Annotated in this window: 30 protein-coding genes; 17 read left to right on the top strand and 13 right to left on the bottom strand. The window is 37.7% G+C overall.

What is annotated here, in order from left to right; genetic code table 11:
- The 3 genes from ACX9YW_RS15875 to ACX9YW_RS15885 form a co-directional block, all read left to right on the top strand.
- Positions 1-572 (top strand): aldehyde dehydrogenase family protein (locus ACX9YW_RS15875; protein ID WP_460348133.1); only part of this gene is annotated, 572 nt, incomplete at its 5' end.
- 86 nt (positions 573-658) lie between these two features.
- The gene (locus tag ACX9YW_RS15880) at positions 659-1,849 is read left to right on the top strand and encodes an ornithine--oxo-acid transaminase (protein WP_460348135.1); all 1,191 of its coding nucleotides are present in this window, start codon (positions 659-661) and stop codon (positions 1,847-1,849) included.
- Between the two features lie 275 nt (positions 1,850-2,124).
- Positions 2,125-3,369, top strand: coding sequence for a Glu/Leu/Phe/Val family dehydrogenase (locus ACX9YW_RS15885; protein ID WP_460348350.1), 1,245 nt, complete (start codon positions 2,125-2,127; stop codon positions 3,367-3,369).
- 53 nt (positions 3,370-3,422) lie between these two features.
- On the opposite strand, the gene ACX9YW_RS15890 is transcribed toward ACX9YW_RS15885, so the two are convergent.
- Complete coding sequence (locus ACX9YW_RS15890; RefSeq protein WP_460348137.1) at positions 3,423-3,647, bottom strand: DUF378 domain-containing protein; 225 nt, start codon at positions 3,645-3,647, stop codon at positions 3,423-3,425.
- A 157-nt stretch (positions 3,648-3,804) separates the two neighbouring features.
- Between ACX9YW_RS15890 and ACX9YW_RS15895 the strand changes: the two genes are divergently transcribed.
- The 3 genes from ACX9YW_RS15895 (at position 3,805) to ACX9YW_RS15905 (ending at position 6,934) form a co-directional block, all read left to right on the top strand.
- On the top strand, positions 3,805-4,968 hold the full coding sequence (locus tag ACX9YW_RS15895) for an iron-containing alcohol dehydrogenase (protein ID WP_460348139.1): 1,164 nt from the start codon (positions 3,805-3,807) through the stop codon (positions 4,966-4,968).
- 146 nt (positions 4,969-5,114) lie between these two features.
- Positions 5,115-6,467 carry a glucose-6-phosphate isomerase gene (locus ACX9YW_RS15900; protein WP_460348142.1) on the top strand — a complete coding sequence of 451 codons (1,353 nt, stop codon included), beginning with the start codon at positions 5,115-5,117 and terminating at the stop codon, positions 6,465-6,467.
- Positions 6,468-6,532: 65 nt separating this feature from the next.
- Positions 6,533-6,934: a YugN-like family protein gene (locus ACX9YW_RS15905; protein WP_460348144.1), complete on the top strand. Its 402-nt coding sequence runs from the start codon at positions 6,533-6,535 to the stop codon at positions 6,932-6,934.
- A gap of 43 nt (positions 6,935-6,977) precedes the next feature.
- Here the strand turns inward: ACX9YW_RS15905 and ACX9YW_RS15910 are convergent, their stop codons facing one another.
- Positions 6,978-7,736 (bottom strand): ion channel, encoded by a 759-nt coding sequence (locus tag ACX9YW_RS15910; protein ID WP_460348146.1) that lies wholly within the window; start codon positions 7,734-7,736, stop codon positions 6,978-6,980.
- A gap of 263 nt (positions 7,737-7,999) precedes the next feature.
- Here ACX9YW_RS15910 and ACX9YW_RS15915 point away from each other — a divergent pair, with 263 nt between their 5' ends.
- Positions 8,000-8,653: a transglutaminase domain-containing protein gene (locus ACX9YW_RS15915; protein ID WP_460348148.1), complete on the top strand. Its 654-nt coding sequence runs from the start codon at positions 8,000-8,002 to the stop codon at positions 8,651-8,653.
- 97 nt (positions 8,654-8,750) lie between these two features.
- Complete coding sequence (locus tag ACX9YW_RS15920; protein WP_460348150.1) at positions 8,751-8,876, top strand: YjcZ family sporulation protein; 126 nt, start codon at positions 8,751-8,753, stop codon at positions 8,874-8,876.
- Between the two features lie 42 nt (positions 8,877-8,918).
- On the opposite strand, the gene ACX9YW_RS15925 is transcribed toward ACX9YW_RS15920, so the two are convergent.
- Both ACX9YW_RS15925 and ACX9YW_RS15930 read right to left on the bottom strand, forming a co-directional pair.
- On the bottom strand, positions 8,919-10,409 hold the full coding sequence (locus tag ACX9YW_RS15925) for a nitrate/nitrite transporter (RefSeq protein WP_460348152.1): 1,491 nt from the start codon (positions 10,407-10,409) through the stop codon (positions 8,919-8,921).
- Between the two features lie 95 nt (positions 10,410-10,504).
- Positions 10,505-10,678, bottom strand: coding sequence for a hypothetical protein (locus ACX9YW_RS15930; RefSeq protein ID WP_460348154.1), 174 nt, complete (start codon positions 10,676-10,678; stop codon positions 10,505-10,507).
- A 145-nt stretch (positions 10,679-10,823) separates the two neighbouring features.
- Between ACX9YW_RS15930 and ACX9YW_RS15935 the strand changes: the two genes are divergently transcribed.
- Positions 10,824-11,582: a TraR/DksA C4-type zinc finger protein gene (locus tag ACX9YW_RS15935; protein ID WP_460348156.1), complete on the top strand. Its 759-nt coding sequence runs from the start codon at positions 10,824-10,826 to the stop codon at positions 11,580-11,582.
- A 63-nt stretch (positions 11,583-11,645) separates the two neighbouring features.
- Here ACX9YW_RS15935 and ACX9YW_RS15940 read toward each other — a convergent pair whose 3' ends face one another.
- The 4 genes from ACX9YW_RS15940 to ACX9YW_RS15955 all read right to left on the bottom strand — a co-directional run bounded on the left by ACX9YW_RS15940 (position 11,646) and on the right by ACX9YW_RS15955 (position 14,243).
- Positions 11,646-11,864, bottom strand: a complete 219-nt coding sequence (locus ACX9YW_RS15940; protein WP_460348158.1) for a YozQ family protein — start codon at positions 11,862-11,864, stop codon at positions 11,646-11,648.
- Between the two features lie 15 nt (positions 11,865-11,879).
- Complete coding sequence (locus tag ACX9YW_RS15945; protein WP_460348160.1) at positions 11,880-12,131, bottom strand: sigma-G-dependent sporulation-specific acid-soluble spore protein CsgA; 252 nt, start codon at positions 12,129-12,131, stop codon at positions 11,880-11,882.
- Between the two features lie 212 nt (positions 12,132-12,343).
- Complete coding sequence (locus ACX9YW_RS15950; RefSeq protein WP_460348162.1) at positions 12,344-12,877, bottom strand: YceI family protein; 534 nt, start codon at positions 12,875-12,877, stop codon at positions 12,344-12,346.
- A 184-nt stretch (positions 12,878-13,061) separates the two neighbouring features.
- Positions 13,062-14,243, bottom strand: a complete 1,182-nt coding sequence (locus tag ACX9YW_RS15955) for a chromate transporter (RefSeq protein WP_460348164.1) — start codon at positions 14,241-14,243, stop codon at positions 13,062-13,064.
- Positions 14,244-14,476: 233 nt separating this feature from the next.
- Between ACX9YW_RS15955 and ACX9YW_RS15960 the strand changes: the two genes are divergently transcribed.
- Together ACX9YW_RS15960 and ACX9YW_RS15965 are read left to right on the top strand one after the other, a co-directional pair.
- Entirely contained in the window at positions 14,477-15,184 is a 708-nt protein-coding gene (locus ACX9YW_RS15960; RefSeq protein ID WP_460348166.1) for a winged helix-turn-helix domain-containing protein, read from the top strand.
- On the top strand, positions 15,174-16,577 hold the full coding sequence (locus ACX9YW_RS15965; protein WP_460348169.1) for a sensor histidine kinase: 1,404 nt from the start codon (positions 15,174-15,176) through the stop codon (positions 16,575-16,577). The genes ACX9YW_RS15960 and ACX9YW_RS15965 overlap by 11 nt, the downstream gene beginning before the upstream one ends.
- A 26-nt stretch (positions 16,578-16,603) precedes the next feature.
- Here the strand turns inward: ACX9YW_RS15965 and ACX9YW_RS15970 are convergent, their stop codons facing one another.
- Both ACX9YW_RS15970 and ACX9YW_RS15975 read right to left on the bottom strand, forming a co-directional pair.
- Positions 16,604-17,497, bottom strand: a complete 894-nt coding sequence (locus ACX9YW_RS15970; protein WP_460348172.1) for an ABC transporter permease — start codon at positions 17,495-17,497, stop codon at positions 16,604-16,606.
- On the bottom strand, positions 17,494-18,447 hold the full coding sequence (locus tag ACX9YW_RS15975) for an ABC transporter permease subunit (protein WP_460348174.1): 954 nt from the start codon (positions 18,445-18,447) through the stop codon (positions 17,494-17,496). The genes ACX9YW_RS15970 and ACX9YW_RS15975 overlap by 4 nt, the downstream gene beginning before the upstream one ends.
- 211 nt (positions 18,448-18,658) lie before the next feature.
- Between ACX9YW_RS15975 and ACX9YW_RS15980 the strand changes: the two genes are divergently transcribed.
- Positions 18,659-19,909 carry a S1C family serine protease gene (locus ACX9YW_RS15980; protein WP_460348177.1) on the top strand — a complete coding sequence of 417 codons (1,251 nt, stop codon included), beginning with the start codon at positions 18,659-18,661 and terminating at the stop codon, positions 19,907-19,909.
- Between the two features lie 119 nt (positions 19,910-20,028).
- The gene (locus ACX9YW_RS15985; protein ID WP_460348180.1) at positions 20,029-20,766 is read left to right on the top strand and encodes a hypothetical protein; all 738 of its coding nucleotides are present in this window, start codon (positions 20,029-20,031) and stop codon (positions 20,764-20,766) included.
- 37 nt (positions 20,767-20,803) lie between these two features.
- Here the strand turns inward: ACX9YW_RS15985 and ACX9YW_RS15990 are convergent, their stop codons facing one another.
- Entirely contained in the window at positions 20,804-21,133 is a 330-nt protein-coding gene (locus tag ACX9YW_RS15990; RefSeq protein ID WP_460348183.1) for a winged helix-turn-helix transcriptional regulator, read from the bottom strand.
- Positions 21,134-21,267: 134 nt separating this feature from the next.
- Here ACX9YW_RS15990 and ACX9YW_RS15995 point away from each other — a divergent pair, with 134 nt between their 5' ends.
- Positions 21,268-22,035: a DODA-type extradiol aromatic ring-opening family dioxygenase gene (locus ACX9YW_RS15995; RefSeq protein ID WP_460348186.1), complete on the top strand. Its 768-nt coding sequence runs from the start codon at positions 21,268-21,270 to the stop codon at positions 22,033-22,035.
- Positions 22,036-22,127: 92 nt separating this feature from the next.
- Here ACX9YW_RS15995 and ACX9YW_RS16000 read toward each other — a convergent pair whose 3' ends face one another.
- Positions 22,128-23,327, bottom strand: coding sequence for an MFS transporter (locus ACX9YW_RS16000; protein ID WP_460348189.1), 1,200 nt, complete (start codon positions 23,325-23,327; stop codon positions 22,128-22,130).
- Positions 23,328-23,558: 231 nt separating this feature from the next.
- Here ACX9YW_RS16000 and ACX9YW_RS16005 point away from each other — a divergent pair, with 231 nt between their 5' ends.
- A complete protein-coding gene (locus ACX9YW_RS16005; RefSeq protein WP_460348352.1) occupies positions 23,559-24,416 on the top strand; it encodes a DUF2935 domain-containing protein in 858 nt (285 codons plus the stop codon).
- A 156-nt stretch (positions 24,417-24,572) separates the two neighbouring features.
- Here ACX9YW_RS16005 and ACX9YW_RS16010 read toward each other — a convergent pair whose 3' ends face one another.
- The gene (locus ACX9YW_RS16010) at positions 24,573-25,106 is read right to left on the bottom strand and encodes a helix-turn-helix domain-containing protein (RefSeq protein ID WP_460348191.1); all 534 of its coding nucleotides are present in this window, start codon (positions 25,104-25,106) and stop codon (positions 24,573-24,575) included.
- A gap of 265 nt (positions 25,107-25,371) precedes the next feature.
- Between ACX9YW_RS16010 and ACX9YW_RS16015 the strand changes: the two genes are divergently transcribed.
- Both ACX9YW_RS16015 and ACX9YW_RS16020 read left to right on the top strand, forming a co-directional pair.
- Entirely contained in the window at positions 25,372-25,797 is a 426-nt protein-coding gene (locus ACX9YW_RS16015) for a DoxX family protein (RefSeq protein WP_460348193.1), read from the top strand.
- 218 nt (positions 25,798-26,015) lie between these two features.
- Positions 26,016-26,891, top strand: a complete 876-nt coding sequence (locus ACX9YW_RS16020; protein ID WP_460348196.1) for a cation diffusion facilitator family transporter — start codon at positions 26,016-26,018, stop codon at positions 26,889-26,891.
- The last annotated feature ends 96 nt before the right edge of the window (positions 26,892-26,987 follow it).

A 26,987-nucleotide genomic window follows, 5' to 3' on the forward strand; every position in this document is an offset into this window, starting at 1 on the left:
CGGTTATCGTAGAAGACGTGTATGATCAAGTATTGAGCCGCGTCGAGGAACTTACCAAAGAAAAGAAATATGGCAACCCTGAACTTCAAGAAACTTTCATGGGACCAGTAATCGACCAAAGTGCATTCAACAAAATCATGGAGTACATTGAAATCGGTAAAGGCGAAGGCCGTTTAGTGACTGGTGGAAATGGTGATAGCACAACAGGTTATTTCATCGAACCAACGGTGTTTGCAGACCTTGACCCACAAGCGCGCATTATGCAAGAAGAAATCTTCGGTCCAGTTGTGGGGATTTGTAAGGCACGTGATTTCGATCATGCGCTTGAAATCGCAAACAACACCGAATACGGCTTAACAGGTGCTGTTCTTACTCGCAACCGTGCGAAGATTGAGCAAGCACGTGAAGATTTCCATGTTGGGAACTTATACTTCAACCGTGGTTGTACAGGAGCCATCGTTGGTTACCAACCATTCGGCGGCTTCAACATGTCCGGAACCGACTCCAAAGCAGGCGGCCCAGACTACTTACTACTACACATGCAAGCCAAAACAACATCAGAAATGTTTTAATTTAACACATCAACGCTTTAAAGCAAGTGGGGACAGTCCCCACTTACTTTAAAGCGCTAAAGTATTTTTTTAGGGGAGGAATTTTGATGATTAAGACTAATTCTATTATTGAGCAGACGGAGAGGTTTGGGGCGAATAATTATCATCCGCTACCAATTGTGATTTCAAAAGCTGAGGGTGTTTGGGTGGAGGATCCTGAAGGAAACAAATATATGGATATGTTAAGTGCCTACTCTGCGGTCAATCAAGGACATAGACATCCAAAAATTATCCAGGCTTTAAAGGATCAAGCTGATCGTGTGACATTAACATCACGCGCATTTCATAATGACCAATTGGGACCATGGTATGAAAAGATTTGTAAGCTAACGAATAAAGATATGGCACTTCCGATGAACACGGGTGCAGAGGCGGTTGAAACGGCACTAAAAACAGCTCGTCGCTGGGCTTATGATGTAAAAGGTGTTGCGGATAACCAAGCTGAAATTATTGCTTGTAATGGCAATTTCCATGGTCGAACAATGGGGGCGGTGTCCTTATCATCCGACCCGGATTATAAGCGTGGATTCGGTCCAATGCTGCCTGGAATCAAATTAATTCCTTATGGAGACCTAGAGTCCCTAAAAGCCGCTATTACACCTAATACAGCAGCGTTTTTGATTGAGCCTATTCAAGGAGAAGCTGGAATCATCATTCCAGAACCTGGTTTTTTAAAAGCTGCGTACAATCTATGCAAGGAAAACAATGTTCTGTTCATTGCCGACGAAATCCAAGCTGGCTTAGGGCGCTCTGGAAAAATGTTTGCCTGCGAATGGGAAAATGTTGATCCAGATATGTACATTTTAGGCAAAGCATTAGGAGGAGGAGTATTCCCGATTTCTTGTGTCGTTGCCAATAAAGATATCTTAGGCGTATTTAATCCTGGTTCACACGGTTCAACCTTTGGTGGAAATCCAATGGCTTGTGCGGTCTCCATCGCATCCCTTGACGTACTAGTCGAGGAGAATCTCTCAGAGCGTTCATTGAATTTAGGGGTATACTTCTTAAACAAGTTAAAAGAAATTAAAAATCCCAAAATTAAAGAAGTACGGGGTAGAGGCCTATTTATAGGAGTCGAACTGGATGAACCGGCAAGAACATATTGCGAATCCTTAAAAGAGGAAGGCCTGTTATGTAAAGAAACACACGATACTGTGATCCGTTTCGCTCCCCCACTGGTTATCACAAAAGAAGAGTTAGACTGGGCAATCGAGCGAATTCAAAAAGTTTTGGCTTAGGGCTAATATACGTAAAGAATGCTTGTTTTTGACACTTTAAGGAACTCTCATTGTTATCCATTGTGGCATTTTTTGTCTATTAATTTGATGAGATGTGGTTCAAATAACTAGAAGGTTGTCTGAATAATATTTAAAATCAACAAATTTACGAAAAAATCCTTAAAGGGTGGAATAAGTAGATAATACCTCTTATAATAGTATGGTATCTATCACAATTGGACAGAGGTGCCGTAATGGGAACAGTAGGGGTCTCAGAAAAGAAGGAAGATCAAAAAATGGAAGAATCTCTAAATTTATTAACATCAACACAAGTGGTTATTAATGAAGCTTTATCGAAGCTAGGTTACAACCAAGATATGTATGAGCTTTTAAAGGAGCCTTTACGAATGCTTACCGTTCGTATTCCAGTTCGTATGGATGATGGATCTGTGAAAATTTTTACAGGCTATCGTGCACAGCATAATGATGCTGTTGGACCAACAAAAGGTGGCGTACGTTTCCACCCAGAGGTTGATGAGGAAGAAGTAAAGGCTCTTTCCATGTGGATGAGCTTAAAATGCGGAATCGTTGACTTACCGTATGGTGGTGGTAAAGGTGGAATCATTTGTGATCCGCGTACAATGTCAATGGGGGAAATTGAGCGTTTAAGCCGTGGTTATGTTCGTGCGATTAGCCAAATTGTTGGACCAAATAAGGATATTCCAGCTCCAGACGTTTATACTAATGCCCAAATAATGGCATGGATGATGGATGAATACAGCCGTCTTCGTGAGTACGATTCTCCTGGATTTATTACAGGTAAACCGATCGTATTGGGTGGTTCTCAAGGTCGTGAAAAAGCAACAGCACAGGGTGTAGTCATCTGTATTGAAGAAGCAGCGAAAAAGCGCGGCATTGACATTAAAGGTGCACGTGTCATCGTACAGGGATTCGGTAATGCGGGTAGCTTTTTATCAAAATTCTTACATGATGCCGGTGCAAAGGTAATCGCTATTTCCGATGCCTATGGGGCTCTACATGATCCAAATGGCTTGGATATTGATTATTTACTGGACCGTCGCGATAGCTTTGGTACTGTGACAACCTTGTTTGAAAATACGATTACGAATACGGAAATGTTAGAGCTTGATTGCGATATTTTAGTTCCTGCGGCAATCTCGAACCAAATTACTGCCAAAAATGCTCATAATATTAAAGCTTCCATTATTGTTGAGGCTGCAAACGGCCCTACTACATTAGAAGCAACGAAAATCCTTACTGAGCGTGGAATTCTACTTGTTCCGGATGTTTTAGCAAGTTCTGGTGGGGTTACGGTATCTTACTTTGAATGGGTTCAAAATAATCAAGGCTATTACTGGAGCGAAGAAGAAGTCAATGAAAAACTTCGTAAAGTATTAGTTAAATCCTTTAATAATGTTTATGAAACAGCCCAAACCCGCAATGTAAACATGCGCTTAGCGGCATACATGGTCGGAGTTCGCAAAATGTCGGAAGCGTCTCGATTTAGAGGTTGGGTATAAAATACATTCAATAATAAAAATCCTTGCCATTGGCAAGGATTTTTATTATTGGATTAAGAATCCGTTTCGGGAACCCGACTGTAGCTTTCTCGAGGTGCAAAAAGCAGGCCTAAATTAATTAGTCCAGCCAGACCAACGATACTATAAATAATCCTAGATATGGCTGAGTTATCACCAAAAATAGCGGCTACTAGATTAAAGCCAAAAAATCCGATTAAGCCCCAATTGATGGCGCCGATAATCGTAAATATTAAGGCCAAACGCTGGATTGTTGTCATAATGAGTTTCCTCCTAATATGAAGTACATTACAATCATTAGCATAAGTAAGTAGAGTTTTTTTTATGCATAATTCTGATGAAAATGAAGAGAGTAAGGACGGTACTTTTGCAAAAAAATATTTTTTCTTTCATAATTATTGGTGGAGGGTGATGAAGATGCAAAATTTTACCTATTGGAATCCAACGAGATTAATTTTTGGCAAAGACCAAATCGAACAGTTGAAAACAGAAATACCTCAGTATGGTACGAAGGTTTTATTCGTTTATGGAGGCGGTAGTATCAAGAGAAATGGTCTTTATGATGGGGTTATGAGCGAATTAAACAGCATGGGTGCCCAAGTTTTTGAACTATCTGGGGTGGAGCCCAATCCACGCGTATCAACAGCTCGAAATGGAATAGATATTTGTAAAAGAGAATCCATTGATTTTATCTTGGCCGTTGGTGGCGGAAGTGTTATCGATTGTACAAAGCTGATTGCTGCAGGTGCGAAGTACGATGGCGATGCTTGGGATTTGGTAACTAAAAAAGCAATTGCCACCGATGCTCTTCCGTTTGGAACGATATTAACCTTGGCTGCAACCGGATCGGAAATGAATTCAGGATCGGTCATTACCAATTGGGAAACAAATGAAAAGTATGGCTGGGGAAGCCCCTTCACTTTTCCAAAGTTTTCGATTCTCGATCCAACCTATACCTTTTCAGTTCCTAAGGACCAAACAATTTATGGCATGGTTGATATGATGTCTCACGTCTTTGAACAATATTTTCATCAAGTTCCAAACACCCCATTGCAAGACAGCTTATGTGAATCAACCCTAATCACGGTGATGGAAACAGCTCCGAAGCTAGTAAGCGACTTAGAAAACTATGACTTGCGCGAAACCATTCTATATTGCGGAACGATTGCTCTAAATGGCATGCTGCAAATGGGGTACCGCGGCGATTGGGCGACCCATAATATTGAGCATGCGGTATCTGCTGTTTACGATATCCCGCATGGAGGCGGCTTAGCTATACTATTTCCAAACTGGATGAAACATTGTTTGAAAGAAAATCCAGCTCGCTTTAAGCAGTTAGCTGTTCGCGTTTTTGGGGTTGATCCAACTGGAAAAACAGATGAGGAAGCGGGACTTGAAGGGATCGAAAAGCTTCGTGAATTTTGGAACAGTATTGGTGCACCTAGCCGCTTAGCGGATTACCAAATTGACGATAGTCAAATCGAGGTAATGGCTGATAAGGCAATGATAAATGGAGAGTTTGGTAATTTTAAAAAGCTGAACCGCGAAGATGTGTTATCAATTTATCGTGCATCTCTTTAATTAGAAACGGACTCTTCTCTTGTGGAAAGGGAGGAGTCATTTTTTTGTCAAAATGACGACGCTTTCACTTAGAGTGGGAACTTGAATATTATTACCAGTTTGTTTAAAGTGATAATGATACCAAATAAACGGAGGTTCACTTATAAATGACACATATTCGTTTTGACTATACCAAGGCTTTATCTTTTTTTGGCGAACATGAACTTACTAATTTGCGTGATTTTGTGAAAAATGCTCATCATTCACTTCATGAAAAAACAGGTCCAGGGAATGACTTTTTAGGATGGATAGATTTACCACTGGAATATGATAGAGAAGAGTTTAGCCGAATCGTAAAGGCTGCTGAAAAAATTAAGGCAGATTCGGAAGTACTTTTGGTGATCGGAATCGGTGGCTCATATCTAGGAGCACGGGCAGCTATTGAAGTATTGCAGCACAGTTTTTATAATTCCTTATCTAAAGAAAAGCGAAAAACACCGCAAATTATTTTTGTCGGAAATAATATTAGCTCTACATATATGAAGGATGTAATGGATCTTTTAGATGGAAAAGATTTTTCAATTAATGTGATATCTAAGTCAGGAACCACTACCGAACCAGCCATAGCTTTCCGCATCTTCCGAAAACTCTTAGAAGAGAAGTACGGAAAAGAGGAGGCGCGTAAACGGATATATGCAACAACGGATAAGGAGCGTGGAGCACTTAAAACGTTAGCATCAGAAGAAGGTTTTGAATCATTTATTATTCCGGATGACGTCGGTGGTCGTTATTCTGTATTAACCGCTGTTGGCCTATTACCGATTGCTGTAAGTGGTGCAGATATTGAGGCAATGATGAATGGTGCAGCAAAAGCACGAGAAGATTTTAGCCCTTCGGAATTAGATGAGAATCTAGCTTATCAATACGCTGCAGTTAGAAATGCTCTTTATCATAAGGGGAAATCAATTGAGATGCTCATTAATTACGAGCCTGGCTTACAGTATTTCTCTGAGTGGTGGAAGCAATTATTTGGAGAAAGTGAAGGGAAGGACCAAAAGGGCATTTTTCCTGCTTCCGCAAATTTTTCAACCGATTTGCATTCACTAGGCCAGTACGTTCAAGATGGACGCCGTGATTTATTCGAGACGATTATTAAAGTGGAAAATCCGCGCCATGAGTTAGTTTTAGAAGCGGAAGAAAATGATTTAGACGGATTGAATTATTTGGCTGGTAAGACCGTTGATTTTGTTAATAATAAGGCGTTTGAAGGAACCTTATTAGCCCATACTGATGGTGGAGTACCTAACTTAATTATTTCCATTCCAAAATTAGATGAATATACCTTCGGATACTTAGTTTATTTCTTTGAAAAAGCTTGTGCGATGAGTGGATATTTGCTAGGAGTTAATCCGTTTGACCAGCCTGGAGTTGAAGCTTATAAAGTAAATATGTTTGCCCTCTTAGGAAAACCTGGGTATGAAGAGAAAAAAGCAGAGTTAGAAAAACGATTAAATTCATAGAAAAAGCTTAAATTAAAAAGTTCCCTAATGGAGAAACTAAAGAAAAAGCGAAATGAGGGACTTTTGTGATTGAATTATCATCATCCATAATAGGCAAGCAGTATGATCTTTATAAATTGGAGCAGCTTTTGAAGCCAATCGGTTATACGATTGGTGGGAACTGGGATTATGACCACGGCTATTTTGATTACAAAATAGATAATCAGGATGGTTATCATTATTTACGTTTGCCTTTCCGGGCGGTTGATGGGCAACTTGATGCACGCAACTGTACAGTCGAGCTAGAAACACCTTTCCTGCTCTCACATGTGTATGAAGCTGGGGTGGATGAAGATCATTCAAGTATCGGTAACGCATCAGCGATGTTCAACCAATTCCAAGAACCAGTCGAAAAAGATGGGGACGTCCCATCTAACCTCATTGACAAAGGCAAAACACTCCTAAAAGAACTAGAATCAATACTTTAACACTTTAAAGCGTGTGGGGACAGTCCCCACACGCTTTAAAGTGTTAAAGTATATTGGTTAGTATGTTTTTGCTGACGATTTGATTGGTTTCGATGATGATGTCTGCACCGGCACGCTTTGCGTTTTTGATTTGTTCGGTTGTTAGGATTTCAATGATGCAGGTGATACCTGGACAGAGGCCTTTAATCGCAATAAGTGCTAGGATGCTGTTCATATCTGCTTGGTATTCGTCTTTATTCTGATCGGCTGTAATGATAATTTTACTGGCAGATTGCAGATTTGCTTTCAGTAGAACTTCATCGTTAGAGGGGCGACCTTGAATAAAATGAATAGGTTTCCCTGGTAATGGATTTTCTTTTAAAGATTCATCAATTAAAACAATATTTTTATAATGATCATACTCAGATACGGAATGAGTAATTTCTTTTGCCCTCTCGTTCCACCCTATGATGACTAGATGCCCTTCCCCATGAAAGGTTAGTTTCCCTTCCATATACTTATTTTGTTTAGAAATGGCCGATGTTGCAAGGTTAAAGAAATAGGCAGAAATAAATCCTGCTCCAAACAAAATTAGGATGATTCCAATGATTCTTCCTAAAGTCGTCTTTGGCACAAAATCACCGTAACCTATTGTTGACATCGTAATAATTGCCCACCATATTCCCTCGAATGACGTTTTAAAATTTTCAGGTTCTATCAAGTGGATAACCCAGCCGAACAAAAGAATAAATGCCAAAGCAATTAGAAAGATTCGTAACAACGGAGGCAGACGTAAGAAAAAGACGTACAATGAATGATGCATAGTTTACCACCTTACTACGGATTCCTAGATTTCTTTTATTAGTATTTACTATCAAGTTAAATCCTAAAAGGGAGAAATTGCCGAGTGAAATTTTTGTCAAATCTGTGACAAAATAGTGGCAATTCCGTGAAGGTTAGAAGTATAATAGTCAATATCTGAATATATGAATATTCGCTCGTTTTTTTAATAGTTTAACACTATTTTGATATTTTTAATTTTTATTACCGTTATATTATAATAATTATCGTATTGGGGGGATTGAGTTGAAGCGAAAATGGATGATATTTATTGTTACAATCAGTTTTTTAATCGGTGGACTTCAGGCTTCACCAGTTCTTGCCTCAAAAGGAAATTGGACACTATCTTTATTGGAAAAGGTCAGTTTATATCGATCAAATCAGCATTTTGGTTTGACTAATTTTGTACAATCAGTTATTTCCTTTTCAGATAAAAGTGAATATCTATTACCAAGCGCTTTGGTCCAAAATAATCATCCTGAGATCATTCAATTAGCTAGAGAGATTACAGCTGGACTCAAGACAGATAAAGAAAAATCAATGGCGATTTTCTTATGGGTTACTTCAAATATTGAGTATGATGCAAAGGGATATTTTAAGGATCCAGAAAATCCTCGTTATTACTCATCATTAGAAACACTGAGAACTAAAGTTGCTCTCTGTTCAGGTTATGCTCATTTAAATGCAGCGCTCCATCGTGCAGTTGGTATTGAATCGAAAGTCGTCTATGGGGAGGGCCATGCGTGGAATGAAGTAAAGATTTCCGGAAGCTGGCAAGAACAAGACCCAACCTATGGTTCGGGAGGGCTAAATATGGTAAAGAAAACTTTTGTCCCTCAGGTAAATATGGAGTATTTTTCCTCAGCTGATTTACAAAAAGAAGGAGTCTTCCCTTGGTAAATAACATAATAAGTCAAAAGCCCAAACCATTTTTAGTGCATGTCATATATTAATACAGGAGATGTTTTTCCTAATTAATTTGGGAGGTGCATATGCTATGTATGGATTTGGATACGGTGGCTGTGGTTATGGATATGGTGGCGGTTTCGGATACGGTGGAACTTTCGTTTTAATCGTCGTTCTATTTATCTTACTAATCATTGTTGGAGCAGCTTGGTTATAAAAATGAATGGCGTCCAAAGCGTTTTAAGCCTTGGACGCTATTTTATTTGCTTAAATCATTAAAAATCCCTACATAATACTTTACTTGATTAGCTTCATTTCTAATTTCTGTGATACTCAACCATTCTTTATACATTTCCCCATTCTTTCGTTTATTCCAAATTTCCCCTTGCCAGGATCCCTCACTCCTAATGGATTCCCACATGCGCTTGTAAAAAACGTTGTCATGTTTACCTGATCTCAATATGTTTGCGTTTTTGCCAATGATTTCATTCGCTTGGTATCCCGTAACCTTTGTAAATGCAGGATTTATTTTTTGGATACAGCCCTTCATATCGGTTACCATCATACCTTCGATTGTGCTTTCAATTATTTTACTTTCTAAACTTAATTTTTCTTGATAGAACATCCACACAACAAGGACGAAGCTAGCAAGTGCAAATTCAGATAATGCCATGAAGCCGATTGCATAATGGCCAGTAAGCTGAAAAACAAGTGTTAAGACAATCGGGGGAAAGAAACCACCTAAACCACCCATCGCCGCAACAATTCCATTGACAACCCCGGACTGTTTGGAAAAATACATTGGCACCAGTTTAAAAATAGTTCCGTTACCAATGCCAGAACAAAAAGCAACAGTTAAACAGCCAATTGTATAGATTTCAATGGTTGGAGAAAATGATAACAGCACTCCTGATAAAGTTAACCCAAGAAATACAAACATTAGAATGGCAAACGGATTGTACCGGTCACTTAACCAGCCTCCAACTGGTCTAATAAAAGTGGTCAAGGCAATAAAACCGGCGGTACGAAATCCTGCATCCACTGCATCTAACCCAAAGTTTGTCACGAGGAAGTTAGGTAAATAAACAGTAAAGGCGACAAATGAGCCGAAGGTGATAAAATAAAATATACTTAAAAACCATAGCTTTTCATTTTTGTAAACACCCTTCATTTGCTCCAATAGTGAAGTATTCAGCTTCGGTTCTTGTCTATCGCCAAATAAAAAGTTGAGCAATACAAAAAGGGCTAAAAGAATTAATAGTAATTGGATTGTTGCAGTCCAACCAATAGAATTTGCCAAAATTGGAGCAGAAAAAGCTGTAATGGCCGTCCCAATATTCCCGACACCATAGATTCCATTAATAAATCCGTGTCGCTCTTTTGGATAATATTTTGGCAGTGATGTAACACCGATTGAGAAGGTAGCCCCTGCAAGACCTAGAAATAAGCCTCCAACAATCAAATCCAGGAATGAATTGGCAATACTTAAATAATATACTGGGAATAATAAGGCCACAAAACAAATCATAAACATGATTCTAGCGCCAAATCGATTGGTCCAAAAGCCTAATGGTACGCGTAAAATCGATCCTAAGATAACGGGGATGGCGGTAACAATTGATACTTGGTTATCAGTAAGGGGAATATCGGTGCGAATGTTAGGTATTAATGAAGAAATAATCACCCAAACCATGAAGGAAACGATCAAAGTTAGAGTCTGTAATGGCAATTGCCTCTTTTTTTCACCCAAGGTAAAGAGCCTCCCTATAATATTTGCTCCTATTTTAACATAAGGGTTGCTAGCAAGGAGTAAAAGTTCACAAAATAGGGGAAGGGAGGTAATTTTTACCTCCCAACATTTCGACCAGTAGCACCAACCGATTTATCGGTATTGGATGGATTATTATAATTATCGTCATTAAGGCCAGGCGTTTGTTTTTCACCGTTTTTTCCGCCAATATAAACTCCTTTATGTTTCTCTTGTACCTCACGAAATTTTTTGAAGTTTGGATTAACCATTATTTGATTCCCCTTTTATCTTGAGTAGGCTTATTTTTTTCGAACATAAGGGTTTCTATTCTTTAAAATAATTTTGAATGTTAATGGCTCGTAACGGCACAATAAAATATATAGTGTTTCACAAACGATGGAAAGGGGTACCAATATGCTTTCTGCTGAAAAGCTTTCAACGTTTAAAAGGTCCTTAATGGAACAAAAGGAAAGTGTGGAACAAGAATTAAAACAAAATGACAATTTTGGTTTAGATAGAGGTTATTGGCATGAATCGATGGGAGAATTATCTAGTTACGATAACCACCCAGCTGATGATGGGACGGAGCTTTTTGAAAGGGAAAAGGATATTGCTCTTGAGGAACATGCGAAACTCGAATTAGCTAATATCCATCATGCCCTTGAGGCAATAGAAAAAGGAACATATGGTAAATGTGAGGTCTGTGGGCAGGACATTCCGGTTGAGCGTTTGGAGGCATTACCAACGACAACCTTTTGTATTAAGCATAGTCCAGACAAACATACGTCTAATAAAAGACCATTGGAAGAAGGCGTTTTGATGACTCCTTTTGGAAAATTTGATATGGATGAACAAGATGAAGATGTCGCCTTTGATGCTGAAGATTCTTGGCAAGAGGTAGCGGGGTGGGGAACATCTGAAACGCCATCTGATTTAGCCTTTCCTGTCGATGCCTATAACGATGCTTTCATTGAAAACGATGAAAATGTAGGTTACGTAGAGGATTATGAAAACTTTATTGGAAATGACATGTATGGAGAAAATGTCACTGTCTATCCGAACCAGCAACATGAGAAATATGAATCGGCATTAGATGAAGAAGGGATTATGACAACGTTTGGTGACCTTCCGGCTTATGAGCATGACCCATATGTGGAAAAGAAGGATGACTAAGAAAGCCTAGCAATCAAACAAAAAAACAGCTTTTGATGAAAGCTGTTTTTTGTTTTTTCAATTTTATGGCTGTTGTTTAAGGTTTTCTGAGGTTAATTCAATATTCCTTCCGTTAACATCACCAATGAGCGGATCACTATCGCCTTCCATATAGGCGTCGCTAACCTGTTCATGTGTCGTTGCAAGTCCTGAAGAAAGCTGGTCTTTCTTTTGATAATCGCTTACATCATAATGTCTTCCGGCTAAATCTAGGTTGTTATCCTTTGGTGTAGAATTTTTCATTGATCATATTCTCCTTTAAAATAATAATTCAAATACCTCATTCAATTCATATGCCCGTTTTTCATCCTGCTCTGCCTTTGCATATTGAATCTCATCAGGAAGAATTTTATTGAGAAAATCGATTTCTTCCTCGGAAAGGTCCTTAATAAATGCCCCTTCTGAAGAGTAGTTTTGCTGCTTCATTTTTGTATATATTTGTTGACCTATGGAATACTGCTCCGTATAATTCGACAGAGTCTCCCGCAAATACCCTAAAGTCCTATCCAAAACATCACATCCAATCATCTAAATAAACACACTAGAGACATACATATTTTAAATAGAACCCTTAAAAAATATACCCCTTCAACGCATAAAAGCATATGCACCTTTTAACGCCATAATACGTTAAAGGATGTGGGGACAGTCCCCACATCCTTTAAAGCGCTAAAGCGTTTTTGAAAGATACACATGCTTTATCGTGTTAATGTATTAAAGTTTTATGCTTGTTTGGCAGCTTGGATGATGAGTGATACTTTGATGTCGTCGCCGACTAGGACTCCGCCAGTTTCAAGTGCTGCATTCCAAGTTAGGCCGTATTCGCTACGTTTGATTTTTCCTTCTGCACTGAATCCAACTTTTTCGTTGCCCCAAGGGTCTTTACCTGTACCTTCAAACGTTACAACAAATGTTTCTGGACGTGTTAAACCACGAAGGGTTAAATCACCCGTTACATCATAAACACCTTCAGAAGTTTTAACAATATTTGTTGATTTAAAAGTCATTTTTGGATGATTCTCAACATCAAAGAAATCCCCAGATCTTAAATGATTATCACGATCAGCATTACGTGTATCAACACTTGTGACATCTACTGTGAATTCAATGTTTGCCGCTGTTAAATCAGTTGGATTTGCCTCAATAGTAGCATCGAAGCTGTTAAATGCACCATTTACTTTTGCGAACATCATATGTCTTACTGAAAACTCCACGCTTGAGTGTGCTGGATCTAAAGCCCATTTTGAATTTGTCATTTTAAAATTCCTCCTAATTTATGATTGTTTAAATCTAATTATCTCAAATTCAAGATATATCAATCTGAGATAAATTATATGATGCATCCATGAAATTGTCAATGGGTATTTATTAAATTTTTCAAAGTAAAAATATCGGAAATAAATGAAATAAAAAAATGAGGCTATATTAGCCTCAAAACCATTAAAACAATGTAAGTATAGAACCTGAAATGGCTCCTACGACAACAACCACCCAAGGGGGACTTTTCCAAACTGCTAGCATAATAAATAAAACGGCTGCTAAGGCAAAATCAATTGGTCCTATAATTGAACTAGTCCATATCGGCTGATAAAAAGCTGCTATTAAGATTCCGACCACAGCAGCATTTACACCGTTTAGAGCACCTTGAACCCTTAAATTATTTCGTAACGAACTCCAAAACGGTAATGTTCCAAAAACTAATAGGAAGGCAGGTAGAAAAATCGCTATTGTTGCTAATAATCCACCCTTCCATCCACTAATAACCGCACCTAAATAGGCAGCAAACGTAAACAACGGACCAGGAACTGCCTGTGCAGCACCATAACCAGCTAAGAATCCTTCCTTGGCAATCCAGCCCGTGGGAACAAGCTCGCCTTCAAGTAATGGCAAAACGACATGACCACCACCGAATACAAGCGATCCAGCCCGATAAAAACTATCAAACATGATTAACCATTCATAAGAAGTCGATTTTGCTAAAATGGGAAGAAAAACTAATAATAAAAAGAAAAGAATTAAACAACAGAAGGCAAATAATTGGGAGATTGGGACATTAATCCGAACATCCTCGTCCTTCTTTTCTTGCTTATATAAAAAGTAGCCCATTACACCTGCAAGTAAAATGATGCCAACTTGGGTGACCGTCGTTTGCCAAAGCAGAGTCCCTACCATCGCAAATAAGGCTAATGTTTTTCGTTTAACATCCGGAGTTAATTTCTGCGTCATACCCAAAATGGCATGTCCAACAACCGCAACTGCGACAATCTTTAAACCATGAATCCATCCAGCATCACTTACCTCATATCCTTGAAGGAATAAAGCGAAAAGAATAAGTGCGAGGACAGATGGAAAGGTAAATCCAAGAAAGGCAATAATGCCACCTGCCACTCCTGCACGCATTACCCCAATTCCAATCCCCACCTGGCTACTGGCAGGTCCCGGTAAAAATTGACACAAAGCAACCAAATCGGCGTAACTTCGCTCATCCAGCCATTTCCTTCTTCGAACATATTCTTCATGAAAATAACCTAAATGGGCGACAGGTCCACCAAAGGATGTGAGTCCAAGCCGTGTTGACACAATAAATATTTCCAGCAACAATCCAAAGGTACTTCTATTCATGTTATCCTCCATACTATCCATATAATTATTAATATTTTAACATAGATAATAGGAGGAACTTTGTAAAGATATTGCAAAGATGATGGTAATATCATGACGAAACCAAATATGAATAAACTATGACTAAACATGGAAGAATCCGTTAAATAATATGAAAAGAGTTGCTATTCTCTTGAAATCACTTTTTAATTTATATAAAGAAGAAGAATCTTTATCACGAGGTGATTTACGATATGAAAATCTTAATGATAGAAGATAATGAGAGTGTTTGCTCGATGGTGGAAATGTTTTTTTCCAAAGAAGGAATCGAAGCTGAATTCGTCACAAATGGGACAGATGGTTATAACCGCTATAAGACTGGGGACTGGGATTTATTAATTATCGACTGGATGCTCCCAGGAATGGATGGCGTAAGCATCTGTCGAAAAATTAGGCAAGAAAACAACTCGATTCCCATTATTATGCTCACCGCTAAAGATACGGAATCTGACCAAGTCCTTGGTCTAGAGATGGGAGCTGATGATTACGTAACAAAGCCATTTAGTCCATTAGCATTAATGGCCAGGATTAAGGCGGTAGCACGCAGATATAATCAGAGGCTAGCAGGCACACAGGAATCATCGGGGCTAGAATCAAAGTATATTAAAATCAATAAGGACACAAGAGAAGTGTTAATTAACAATGAACCTGTCCCTAATTTAACGCCAAAGGAATTTGAGCTACTTTACTATTTTATTCAGCATCCCCGTCAAGTATTTTCTCGTGAGCAATTATTAGAAAGAGTCTGGGGGTATCAATTCTACGGAGACGAACGCACCGTTGATGTTCATATTAAACGTCTTCGGAAAAAAATCGGCACACCGAATCAGCCCTTCTTTCATACGGTTTGGGGTGTCGGCTATAAGTTTGATGAATCAATGGTAGATTCTAATGAAAATTAAGTATTTTTATCAGCAATTTTTAAGTCATATTAGCATCATCATCGTTGCGTTTTTAGTTCTTAGTTTGTTATTTTCCCATTATATTGAAAACTTGGTTTACCAAAATAAGGTGGAAGAGCTCCTCGACTTTGGACAAAACATCCTTGATGATTTTCAAGATCCACGTATTAGCCAAGATGAGGTGCTAATTCAAAACTATAATGTTTTATTAGGGAGAAATATCCAATTAAGTGTATTTAACCAAAACGGGCTTATTCTATTTCCGCGAAACCAATCAGGGCCAAAGTTTAAAATAACCGAGGAAGAATGGAGGAAAATCACCGAGGGCAAAACAATTGCCATTAAACAAGATTTAAAACGTTTTGATCAAGACGTTTCGTTAGTAGCCCTACCTTATTTAGTCAATAATAAGCTTATAGGTGGAATATTACTGACTTCTCCCATCAGCGGTTCTACTGAAGTCATTTCAAAAATAAATCAATTTTTGCTGTACACGGTCCTTATTGCCTTTGGAATTTCCTTTTTACTTAGTTGGATATTGTCTAGAATCCATGTGAATCGTATTAAAAGAATTCAAGAGGCTACCTCTCTTGTTTCAGCCGGAAATTATTCGGTTAAATTAGACTCTTCCAACTTTGATGAAATTGGAGAATTGGCAGAGGATTTTAACCATATGGTTGAAAAATTAAACAGCTCTAACGAAGAAATCGAAAGCTTGGAAAATCGCCGGCGTCAGTTTATGGCCGATGTTTCACACGAACTACGGACGCCATTAACAACGATAAGCGGTGTCATCGAGGGAATTCGAAATGATATGATTGCCGAAGATGAAAAGGAAAAAGGCATTCAACTTGTCAGTAAAGAAACCAAAAGGCTTATTCGTTTGGTAAATGAGAACTTGGATTATGAAAAAGTTCGTTCCAATCAGGTTCAGCTATTTAAAGAGGAAATCCAATTATTTGAACTTTTAGAGATTATAAAAGAGCAATTAGACCCTTTGGCTGAAGAAAAGCAAAACGAAATATTGCTGGATGTACCTGAGGATGTTTTCGTTCATGCTGACTATGATCGTCTAGTGCAAATCATCATGAATATCACAAAAAACAGTATTCAATTCACTGAACAAGGAACAATTAGTTTAAGAGGGGGAGCTGGTCTTAAAGAAACGATTATCGAAATAGAAGATACCGGGATCGGCATTAGTCCTGCTGAAATCGAAAATATTTGGCGACGTTTCTATAAAGCTGATATTTCAAGGACAACTAATCCTTATGGAGAATTCGGACTAGGACTTTCAATCGTCAAGAAACTCGTTCAACTACATAATGGCGAAATTAACGTGACAAGTGAACCGAACAGAGGGACCAAATTCACAATAAGAATTCCTATGTAAAAAAAGTCGCTTATTCTGCGACTTTTTTACATGGCTCGATGTTTTTTCTTGTAATAATTTTTAATACCTTCGCTAAGCATCAAGAAGGTAATAATCATAAATGAAATAAACAGGACAGTTGAATATGGAATCCACGGCTTCATCCACATATCCCTCATAATCGATTGCAAAAATCCCGGATAAGCAAGGGAGGTATTAAGAGGTTTATACCCTCCGCCTAATTGTGAGACAAACTCACTACTGATAAATATTTCTACTACTGCTAACTGAGCCATTAAAAATAACACACGCCCAAGGTCCATCACAAATTGTTGGATAATCTGCGGTCTTAAGTGAGGAAGGTAATGTCTCCACATTAGTCCAAACCTCGTTGTTCCAGTGGTCACAGCTGCCTGAATAAATTCATTTCCCGAAAGATAAACGATCTGATTTCGAAAAATTTCTGCGACTCTTCCAACTTCTACTATGGCAATAATAAATAAAAACCAAAAAAATAAATGGTCAGAAAAATAAAAAAATGGGATACCGATAAATAGTGCTACTAAAAAGATTGGTGGGATAAAGGATAATAAATAATTCCAGCCATTTAAAAGCCAGCGAACAAACTTGAAATAAACTGCTGCAGCCCCAAGCGGAATGGCGATAAGATATCTCATTATCCCAGCTGCAAACACAATCATTAATGTTTCCCTTGTCCCAATGACTAAAAGACTAAGCATATCTCGCCCATTATAATCAGTCCCTAGCAAATTATCTTGAGAGGGAGCATAGGGAGGAATACGGAATCTTCCTGACTCATCCTGTTTTATTAACACTTCTTGTAATTGATTATCAATAAATGGGAGATATGGTCCCACGGTTGCAAATACTAGTAAAATGAAGAAGAAACAGCCGCCAATCAATAAAGGAAGATTTCTCATACTGTTTCCTCCGTCCGATTTTTATCGAATTTAAAAATAGCAAAATGACTAATGATATGAACGATTAAGATAAAAAAGGTAAAAATAAGCGTAAAGGCAATCGCTAACGGAACAACGCCGAGATCACGTGTTCCACCTACAAACACCATAGCAGAAGGAAAAATGGAACTAAAGAAATAATATCCTGCCCCTTGGTAGCCCATAAATTTTTCAATAATAAATAAATTGGAAAGCATATACAAGGTTATCGAGCTTAAATTAGTCATTATCGTAACCCAACAGTTCCAAAGTACATGCTTGTAAAGTATTTTGTTATAAGAAATCCCCTTTGATTTGGCTGTTCGAATATAGTCCTTACGCTCCTCGACCTCAAAAGCAGTGGAAACAATTCTAGCAATATAGAAAAGGGGATAAATCATCAGATAAATCGTAGCCATGATAAAATTATCAGGCTTGTCACTACCGAAAACGTCTACATAAAAGAATAAACCTTTTTCGTATAAATACATTAATCCTAACTGAATCGAAATCACAACAAAAAAATCTGGCACCGATAGGAAAAACCAGGTAGTTCCCTTTCCGACAATATTCCATTTGCTTAAGCTCAGCCTATAATCAAGCATTCCTTTTAGTAATCCGAGAAAAAAGCCGATAATGATGGCCGGAATAATAACACCGAAACTTTTAGTAACGGATAATATCAAAATATCATTTATCGAGTAATAATCATTGTACATTCCTAACGAATGATTTTCGATAACAAAACTTACAATTTCCTTAACCGCTTGAACATGTTTGTCAAATGAATAAACATATTCGGCCCCTAAAAAAACCCCTTCTTCCGTCTGTTCGTACTTTGCATCCCGAGGCATTAAAATAATCAATATTATCAGGACAGATGCGATCAACCAAGTGAAAACACTCCTCCCGATGTTTTTCAATAAAAACAACACAAATCCCCCTTTTGTCTGACTAGGTAGTCGGTATCTTAAAATTATTCAACGAAACTGTGTCAAATTCCTGTCGATTAATAGAAAATAAATGGAAATTGATAATAATTTTTTCCCTGAGATTTCTAATTCTCTTAACTATTTGTTCATAATTTGGTCATAACTTCTGTCTAGAATAAGGTTATATAAAGGAACACAAGGAGGGTCTAGGATGTCTGATTTTAATCAATTACCACAAAATCCTTATTCAATTGAAGAACCAGTAAAGGTAAAAAAGAAAGGCCCATCAAAAGTAAAAAGTTTTGCCAGTTTAGTAGCTGCGGGAATGGTGGGCTCTGCATTAACGTTAACAGTGGCACCTTTTACAACGGATTTTTTCCAAAAAGAAGCTGCGGTAGAAAACAAGGCATCAGAAAATATGAATCAAGCAGCAACTAATACTTCAGGAATCGTTCCAACTCAAACGTCTGTTAAAGCAGGTATAAACTCTACCTCTATTGCTGACATTGTTGAAAATGCCTCAAAAGCTGTCGTCGGAATCGTCAATAAACAGACACGCCAAGACTTTTTCTCAAGAAGTTCAGGACCGGTAGAGAGTGGTTCTGGCTCGGGGGTTATTTTCAGAAAGACAGGAGGAAGTGCCTATATTGTGACGAACAACCATGTCGTCGAGGGGGCATCAGAAATTGAAGTTTCCTTCTATAACGGCGAAAAGACAACCGCACAGGTAGTTGGGGCGGATGCTTTAACAGATTTAGCGGTTATTAAAGTGGATGCTAAATTTGCAACGCATTTATTAGAAATAGGTGACTCTTCCAAACTTCGTCCTGGAGACCAGGTACTTGCGATTGGAAATCCACTCGGCTTAGATCTATCACGCACTGTAACACAAGGAATCGTCAGTGCGGTTAATCGAAGTGTTGCTGTTGACACATCAGCAGGAGCATGGGATTTAAACGTCATCCAAACGGATGCAGCGATTAACCCAGGGAACAGTGGAGGGGCACTGATCAATACCACTGGCCAATTAATTGGGATTAATAGTTTGAAAATTTCTGAAAGCGGGATTGAAGGTTTAGGTTTTGCCATTCCGAGCAATGATGTGGTGCCGATTGTGAATGAAATAATTGAAAGTGGAAAAATTAAACGACCTTATATGGGAGTAAGCTTAGCTAATATCGAGGAGGTTCCACGCAGTTACTTACAAAACCTCCCTAATTCAGTCGAGAATGGCGCTATCATCACTTACATTGATTCAAATTCGGCGGCAAAGGAAGCCGGTTTACAGGTTGAGGATGTCATTGTTTCTATAAACGGTCAACAGGTTAAGAATTCAGGAGATATTCGAAAATATATGTATGCCCATACTAAAGTGGGAGATAAGGTAACCTTAAAGCTTTATCGGGATGGAAAACTAATAACAGTCGCATTAACACTAAAAAGCAACCAAGACACAAACTAATCTTAAATCGAAAATCTTCTCAAGAAAATTAATAAATCCGAATCAACTAGTTCATAATTTTTTCACAAGAAATTGGATAAGCTAACGTTGTAAAAATATTCCTTAAAAGGAGAGTTACAATGTTTAGCAAAAAGTTATTAGCATATGTAGTGTCCGGAGTGTTAACAATTGGTGTTGTAGGAACCATTCCGGTTGTCGCTTCAACAAAGATCCTTATACCAGAGGCTAAAGCTGAGCAGGGTCTTCACCAGCACCATTTTAAAGGAGATATGGAATCCCTCAAAAAATATGCTGAACAATTAGGAATTAAAACAGAAGGTAAAGATGAGGAATCATTAAAAAAGGAAATCATGCTACATCATCTTACTAAAAAAGCAAAAAAATTAGGCATCTCAACCGAAGGAAAAGATGCTAAGACTTTAAGTAAGGAAATATTTGAGACAAAGATCAAAAAGGAAGCAAAAGAATTAGGGATTTCAACAGAAGGAAAGGACCTGAAGGAACTAGCGAAAGAGGTATGGGAAACCCATTTGAAAAAAGATGCCAAGGAACTTGGGATTAGCACTGAGGGCAAAGCCATGGGTGACTTAGCCAAGGAAGTGTATGAAGCGAAAATTAAAAAAGAAGCAAAAGAATTAGGAATATCGACAGAAGGAAAAGACATTCGTGACTTGGCAAAAGAGGTTTGGGAGACAAGAGTTCTCCGAGCTGCAGAAAAACTAGGTATTCATACAAAGGATAAAACAACAGAGGAAATTTTCCATGAAATTATTCGTAATCATGGCGATAAGTTAAAGGAATTAGATTTATTCCCAAACCGAGGTCATCACCGTGCATTCTTTAAATATCACCAATAAAAAAAGGTGATTCCCCAAACTAACGGGAATCACCTTTTTATTTTTCTAGTTCTTCAAGCTTCAGCCAGTCTTTTGACCAGTTTTCAAGCTCGCGTAAAATTGGTTCGAGAGCCATTCCTTTTTCTGTTAGGGAATACTCAATTCGCACCGGAGTTTCAGGAAAAACTTCCCTTTTTACGATACCCTCTTGTTCTAAATCTTTTAAACGCTCGGAAAGAAGTCTACCACTAATTGGTAGCGAAGATTCAATTGAACAAAAGCGTTTAGGTCCATTAAGTAGTTGATATATAACTAAACCTGTCCAACGTTGGCTCATGATTTTCATTGCTTTTTCAAATCTAGGACATAACGTAGAAGATTGATCCATTTTACATCACCTCTCTATTTTATTATAACCGAATATTATTTTTAATAACATATTTATCTTTAGAAAAATACTTACTTGACGTATATTCATAATATAATTATACTTACTTACGATAAGTAAGTAAAGGAGAGATAATGATGCAATCACTATTTTTAGCGCACGGTTCACCAATGAATGCGATCGAGGATAAAGAGTACACCCAATTTCTTGAACAATTTGGTAAAACTTTGCAACCTAAGGCCGTTGTTATTTTTACTGCTCATTGGGAAAGCGAGGTCCTAACGATATCCTCCTCTGATCAAACCTATGATACAATTTATGATTTTTATGGTTTCCCGGAAGAATTATATCGAATTAAATATCCTGCAAAAGGTTCGGCAGAGCTCGCGAATAGGTTAGCTAAAGAATTTACTGAGCAAGGTATTCCTGTTAATAAGGATATGACACGCGGACTAGATCATGGCTCTTGGACATTACTTCGCAGATTGTTCCCAAATGCCGACATTCCGGTTGTTCAAATTTCTGTCCATCCATTTTTGCATCCAGAAAAGCAATATGAAATTGGTAAAGTACTCCGCGGTCTAGGTAATGAAGAAGTTTTAATTATTGGTAGCGGTGTAACTGTTCACAATTTAAGAATCATCAAATGGGGGCAAACTACTCCTGAAGATTGGGCTGTTGAATTTGATGACTGGTTAATTGAAAATATGGGAAAAGGGGATGTGGCTGCGCTGTTTGATTATGAAAACTTAGCTCCACATGCCCGGACGGCAGTTCCAAGGCCGGAGCATTTTGTGCCTCTATTCATTGCCATGGGAGCAGCAGACTCCTTAGCCAATGCAAAGGTTATTTTTAGAAACTACGAATTTGGAACATTGAGCAATATTTGCTTTCAGTTTTAACACGACATAAATGCATTCTCTACAACAAAAATGATCATATTTAAAGCCAGAAATGTCGTAGAACACGATTCTCTACGACATTTCTGGCTTTTTTATACCGAAATATCCTTGGTTGCTTTTTTCTGAATGAGAGGTTGCTTCCTTGCGTGTAATGCAAAATAAACAGCAATACCGATTAATACATATAGTGAGCTATTAAGGTAAAATGCCCTAAACCCAACATCAGCAACTATCATCCCAACAATAAACGAACCGAGGCCAATTCCGGTGTCAAATATCGATAAAAATGTCGCGGTGGCTGTACCGCGTTTAGCAGGCTCCGCCTTTGCGATTGCAATTGTTTGAAGAGATGGAAAAATCGTTCCATAGCCAATTCCTATCAAAGCAGCTGCTATTAGAAAGGCAAAAGCTGTTTGCGCGCCACTTAATACAAGCATACCAATAGAAAAAAGAAAAATTGCTGGGTAAATGATGATATTTGCTCCAAATTGGTCAAACCATCTTCCTGTAAAAGGTCTTGATAATAGTAGTACAGCAGCATATACGACGAAGAATAAACTGGAGACTTCTAGTAAACCAATTTCCTTTGCATAAACGGAAACAAACGAAAGAATTCCTGAATAAACTATCGCAAAAAAAGCACCTACAATGGATATTGGTACTGCTTTAGCTTCAAAAAAGTTTTTAATATGGAAACCAGTATGGATGGTATTATTACTTTGATTTTTCGGCACTTTAATAATTAAGCCAGCAATTAGAGCTAAAATTGCACAGATGACGCTAATAATGAATAATACAGTGGAGTCCCAACGTTGAATGGCAGTTAACCCAACAAACGGTCCAATGACCATCGCTAAATTGGTCGACATAATAAAATATCCCATACCTTCCCCGCTACGCGCTCTTGGAATAATACTAGCCACAAGTGCACCAGCTGCTGTTGTTGCCATCCCGAATCCAATTCCATGTAAGAATCGGACGATAAGAAGCACTGGCATTGTATTAGCAACAAAATACAGCAACGATGATCCTAGGAAAATAAATAAAGCAGTTACGAGGATTTTCCTTAATCCGATTCGTTCAATCGCAAAGCCTGCAATCGGTCTAATGATAATCGCAGAAATTAAAAAAACAGTGGTCATTAACCCTGCTTCCGTTTTCGAGCTGCCAAATTGTTGAATAACCAAGACAGGTAAACTAACTAGTAAAAAATAAAAAGTCATAAACAAGAAGAAATTACTTAATGAAATACTAATAAAATCCTTTGTCCATAATCTAGATGACTGATTCACTGGTTTCACTCCTTTACACATGACTCTATTAGGGAATATATTTCGTGACTCTAAATATCTACCTAAATAACTATATCATTATAATAAAAACTTAGTCAAGGTTACTCTTATAGGCATTAGGTTGTAAGTCTGAGTTTTTTTGCCAAAACTTATCTAAGGGTACTAGGTATATTTAGGTACTTTAGTTAATAAGAATAGAACAATTTCAGTATTGGGGGAGGATTCAGAGTGATGAACGGTAATGAACCCATATTACATGCTGATACAGGTGTTACTTCTGGATTGTTTGTTGAACGGTCTTTAAATGAAATACGCTTTTGGGCTAGGATAATGAAAGAACACTCCTTTTTTCTACGATTGGGTTTTAGGGCAGAGGATACACAATTAATTCAAGAGGCTAATCAATTTTACCGAACATTTGAACAAATTGAAAATTCCGCACAGTCATTTACTAATCAAACAGACCCAGAACAAATTAGGAGATTTAATTCCGAAGTTCAACAAGCAGCAACAAATATTTATCTATTTAAACGAAAGGTACTTGGGCTAATTCTTACATGTAAGTTGCCTGGAGCAAATAATTTTCCACTACTTGTTGATCATATAAGTAGGGAAGCTAATTATTTTAGAAAACGATTAATCCAATTAAATGAAGGAAAATTGGATGCCCTACCAGATGCGATTATTAAAGAAAATGTCTTCTTCTTACGGATAATGGCTGACCATGCTAAATTTATTGGTCATTTGCTAGATCCGTCCGAAAGGAAATTAATTGATGTAGCACGGAATTTCAGTAATGATTTTGATGAGTTATTGTACCAAGCCAGAGATTTGGATTCTATGAGACCACAATCTCAAACAGTTCCCCTTTTGGATCAATTTTTAGATCAAAACCGCGTATCAGTTTCGTCTCTTCGGGATTTTAAGAAGACTGCAAGAGATTTAATTGAGCAATGTAAAATAAAAAGTATTATCCATCCACTACTAGCAGACCATGTTTTCAGGGAGGCAGATAGATTCTTAGAAATAATTGATATGTTTGATGCCCATCTTACTAGTGGTAAACAACAACCTAGAAATCCGTATTAAGGATCTAATTATAAGAAAAATAATAAGCAGAAAATATGCAAGTTTTTGTGCATATTTTCTGCTTATTTACATTCTCAAGGACGTGTTACAACATCTATAGCACTTGGACATAGTGTAAATTGCTTGAATTAATTTGGGGAACTTACGATCCCACGTTTATTTAGATTCTACGGTATAGACTGCTATTAAAACTTTGGCAATCTCATCTCCAATGTTTTTAACGAAGTGGGGGACACTTGCACACCAACTGAATGTGTCACCCTGTTCTAAAATATAGGAGTCCTCGCCTTGTTCTGCGAGAATTTTGCCCTTCAGGACTAAGTGACATTCTTCCCCTTCATGTGCATTTTTTCCTCCAGTAGAAGCACCTGGGGCAAATTCCACCAATCTAAGGCTTAGTCCACCTCTGGAGGCTAAATGCTCTACTTTAAAATTTAAATCATTTGTAGTCGTTACTTCTCGATCTTTTTTTCTCATAACATTCATGTGTTCATCTTTTTCTAAAAGAAGATAAGGTAAAGGAACGTTTAAGAAAGATGCAATTGTTTGTAAGGTATTTATAGATGGAGAAGTGTTATTGTTTTCAACGTTACTGATAAACCCTTTTGACAGCCCCGTTCCCTCACACATTTGTGCAATCGTAATTTTTTTCCTGTTTCTAATGGAGCGTATTTGAGAACCGATATCCATGTTAATCACCTCAAGTAGTTTCTTAAAAGTGAACTTTATTTCATATTAACAAAAAAATCGTTGACAAGCCATATTTACCTTTGGTATTTTATTAAAGAACAAAGATTCATATAGAGAAACTTCAATGCACGAGGAGGTTTGGTAAACGAAAGCTAAAGAAATTATAGGAGTAGCAGTTAAATATTAATTTTTCCTATTTATCTCGAATTAACAATAATTAGTTTTGAGATTTATAAATAAAATCATAAATAAGGAGAGAATAACAATGAATAATAAAAACGAAATCGGGGCACTTATCTTACGACTAACATTAGGTGCATTATTTTTAATTCATGGGATTGTAAAGTTTCAGGGAGGAATTGAGAATATAGTAGGTTGGTTTAGCAGCATAGGGCTACCAGGATTTATGGCTTATGGAGTTGCATTGCTTGAAATCATCGGTGGTATCGCTTTAATTATTGGTTTGGCTACTAGATATGTTTCTGCATTATACGCATTATTGATGATTGGTGCGATCCTAAAAGTAAAACTTTCCGTTGGTATTTTAGGTAATGGACAAATGGCAGGATATGAATTAGATTTAGCTTTTCTTGCAATGGCAGTATTTCTTGTAATTAGTGATAGCAAGTTATTATCAGTCGATCAACTATTTACTAAAAAGAATTCCAATAAATTTAGAAAAGTTGCTTAAGTGTGAAGGTCGTACTATATCATTCACAAAAATTAGATGGAATAATTGATAGATATGAAACTAATTAAAAGTCAATCGAAAAATTCGATTGGCTTTTTTGCCCTAACGAAACATAGTTTTCTTCCTCTTAGAGTTGTTTATTATGGAAAAAAGGTTGCTATAGACCCACCCAAATTTACTTTGCTATTATAGATTGGCAATAAAGGGAGGTCATTTTTTTGGAGGAAGCTAAATATAACGATCTTAAACGCGGAGAAACCGGAGCCATTATTAGCATTATTTCCTATATTTTTTTGTCCGCATTAAAAGTGATTATCGGTAATTTGGCAGGGTCAGAGGCTTTAAAAGCAGACGGTCTTAATAATGCAACCGACATTGTCGCCTCTGTAGCGGTATTAATCGGATTAAAATTTGCCCAGAAACCAGCCGATAAAAATCATCCATACGGGCATTGGAAAGCCGAGACGGTTGCTTCCATGGTTGCTTCATTTATTATGGCAGCTGTTGGGATTCATGTTGTCTATGAGGCGATTCATAAATCTATTATTGGCGATTATCAATCGCCAGGATTAATTTCTGCATGGGTTGGCCTGTTCTCTGCTGTAGTCATGTACTTTGTTTATCGCTATAATCGGAACCTTGCTAGGGAAATCAAGAGTCAGTCTGTTATGGCGGCAGCTAAAGACAATTTATCGGATGCCTTAGTCAGTATTGGAACAGTTATTGGAATAATTGGTGCGCAACTGGAACTTCCATGGTTAGACCCATTGACTGCTGTGATTGTGGGACTAATAATATGCAAAACAGCTTGGGAAATCTTTAGGGAAGCATCCCACCATTTAACTGATGGTTTTGATGAAGAAGAAATACTAGTGTATAAGGATACGATTCTTAACACTATCGGAGTTAGAGCCGTTAAAGATATTAAAGCGAGGTATTACGGGAATAATCAGGTTGTTGATGTGGTGATTTTAGTACAATCTGAACTAAGTCTTAAGGAAGCTCACAATATCGCTACAAATGTGGAGAATGAATTAGAGGAAAAACATGAAGTATATAATGTACATGTTCACGTTGAGCCACATGTTCAATGAAATGATGAATAATGTTGTTAACGAGAATTTCCAAAGGAGAAGGATTGTTTGATGGTGAGGGAAGATAAAATTTTATCGTATAAAAACGTACATAGT

The sequence above is a fragment of the Pseudoneobacillus rhizolycopersici genome (genome assembly GCF_054786815.1).

Excerpts from the sequence above, each read along its gene's own strand:
- ACX9YW_RS15985 (WP_460348180.1), top strand. The coding sequence starts at position 20,029 with ATGTTTAGCAAAAAGTTATTAGCATATGTAGTGTCCGGAGTGTTAACA.
- ACX9YW_RS15950 (WP_460348162.1), bottom strand. The coding sequence starts at position 12,877 with ATGACAAATTCAAAATGGGCTTTAGATCCAGCACACTCAAGCGTGGAG.
- ACX9YW_RS16015 (WP_460348193.1), top strand. The coding sequence starts at position 25,372 with ATGAATAATAAAAACGAAATCGGGGCACTTATCTTACGACTAACATTA.
- ACX9YW_RS15990 (WP_460348183.1), bottom strand. The coding sequence starts at position 21,133 with ATGGATCAATCTTCTACGTTATGTCCTAGATTTGAAAAAGCAATGAAA.
- ACX9YW_RS16010 (WP_460348191.1), bottom strand. The coding sequence starts at position 25,106 with ATGGATATCGGTTCTCAAATACGCTCCATTAGAAACAGGAAAAAAATT.
- ACX9YW_RS15920 (WP_460348150.1), top strand. The coding sequence starts at position 8,751 with ATGTATGGATTTGGATACGGTGGCTGTGGTTATGGATATGGTGGCGGT.
- ACX9YW_RS15995 (WP_460348186.1), top strand. The coding sequence starts at position 21,268 with ATGATGCAATCACTATTTTTAGCGCACGGTTCACCAATGAATGCGATC.
- ACX9YW_RS15895 (WP_460348139.1), top strand. The coding sequence starts at position 3,805 with ATGCAAAATTTTACCTATTGGAATCCAACGAGATTAATTTTTGGCAAA.
- ACX9YW_RS15980 (WP_460348177.1), top strand. The coding sequence starts at position 18,659 with ATGTCTGATTTTAATCAATTACCACAAAATCCTTATTCAATTGAAGAA.
- ACX9YW_RS15965 (WP_460348169.1), top strand. The coding sequence starts at position 15,174 with ATGAAAATTAAGTATTTTTATCAGCAATTTTTAAGTCATATTAGCATC.
- ACX9YW_RS15880 (WP_460348135.1), top strand. The coding sequence starts at position 659 with ATGATTAAGACTAATTCTATTATTGAGCAGACGGAGAGGTTTGGGGCG.
- ACX9YW_RS15935 (WP_460348156.1), top strand. The coding sequence starts at position 10,824 with ATGCTTTCTGCTGAAAAGCTTTCAACGTTTAAAAGGTCCTTAATGGAA.
- ACX9YW_RS15885 (WP_460348350.1), top strand. The coding sequence starts at position 2,125 with ATGGAAGAATCTCTAAATTTATTAACATCAACACAAGTGGTTATTAAT.
- ACX9YW_RS15970 (WP_460348172.1), bottom strand. The coding sequence starts at position 17,497 with ATGAGAAATCTTCCTTTATTGATTGGCGGCTGTTTCTTCTTCATTTTA.
- ACX9YW_RS15910 (WP_460348146.1), bottom strand. The coding sequence starts at position 7,736 with ATGCATCATTCATTGTACGTCTTTTTCTTACGTCTGCCTCCGTTGTTA.
- ACX9YW_RS15900 (WP_460348142.1), top strand. The coding sequence starts at position 5,115 with ATGACACATATTCGTTTTGACTATACCAAGGCTTTATCTTTTTTTGGC.
- ACX9YW_RS15960 (WP_460348166.1), top strand. The coding sequence starts at position 14,477 with ATGAAAATCTTAATGATAGAAGATAATGAGAGTGTTTGCTCGATGGTG.
- ACX9YW_RS15940 (WP_460348158.1), bottom strand. The coding sequence starts at position 11,864 with ATGAAAAATTCTACACCAAAGGATAACAACCTAGATTTAGCCGGAAGA.
- ACX9YW_RS15955 (WP_460348164.1), bottom strand. The coding sequence starts at position 14,243 with ATGAATAGAAGTACCTTTGGATTGTTGCTGGAAATATTTATTGTGTCA.
- ACX9YW_RS16005 (WP_460348352.1), top strand. The coding sequence starts at position 23,559 with ATGAACGGTAATGAACCCATATTACATGCTGATACAGGTGTTACTTCT.
- ACX9YW_RS15930 (WP_460348154.1), bottom strand. The coding sequence starts at position 10,678 with ATGGTTAATCCAAACTTCAAAAAATTTCGTGAGGTACAAGAGAAACAT.
- ACX9YW_RS15890 (WP_460348137.1), bottom strand. The coding sequence starts at position 3,647 with ATGACAACAATCCAGCGTTTGGCCTTAATATTTACGATTATCGGCGCC.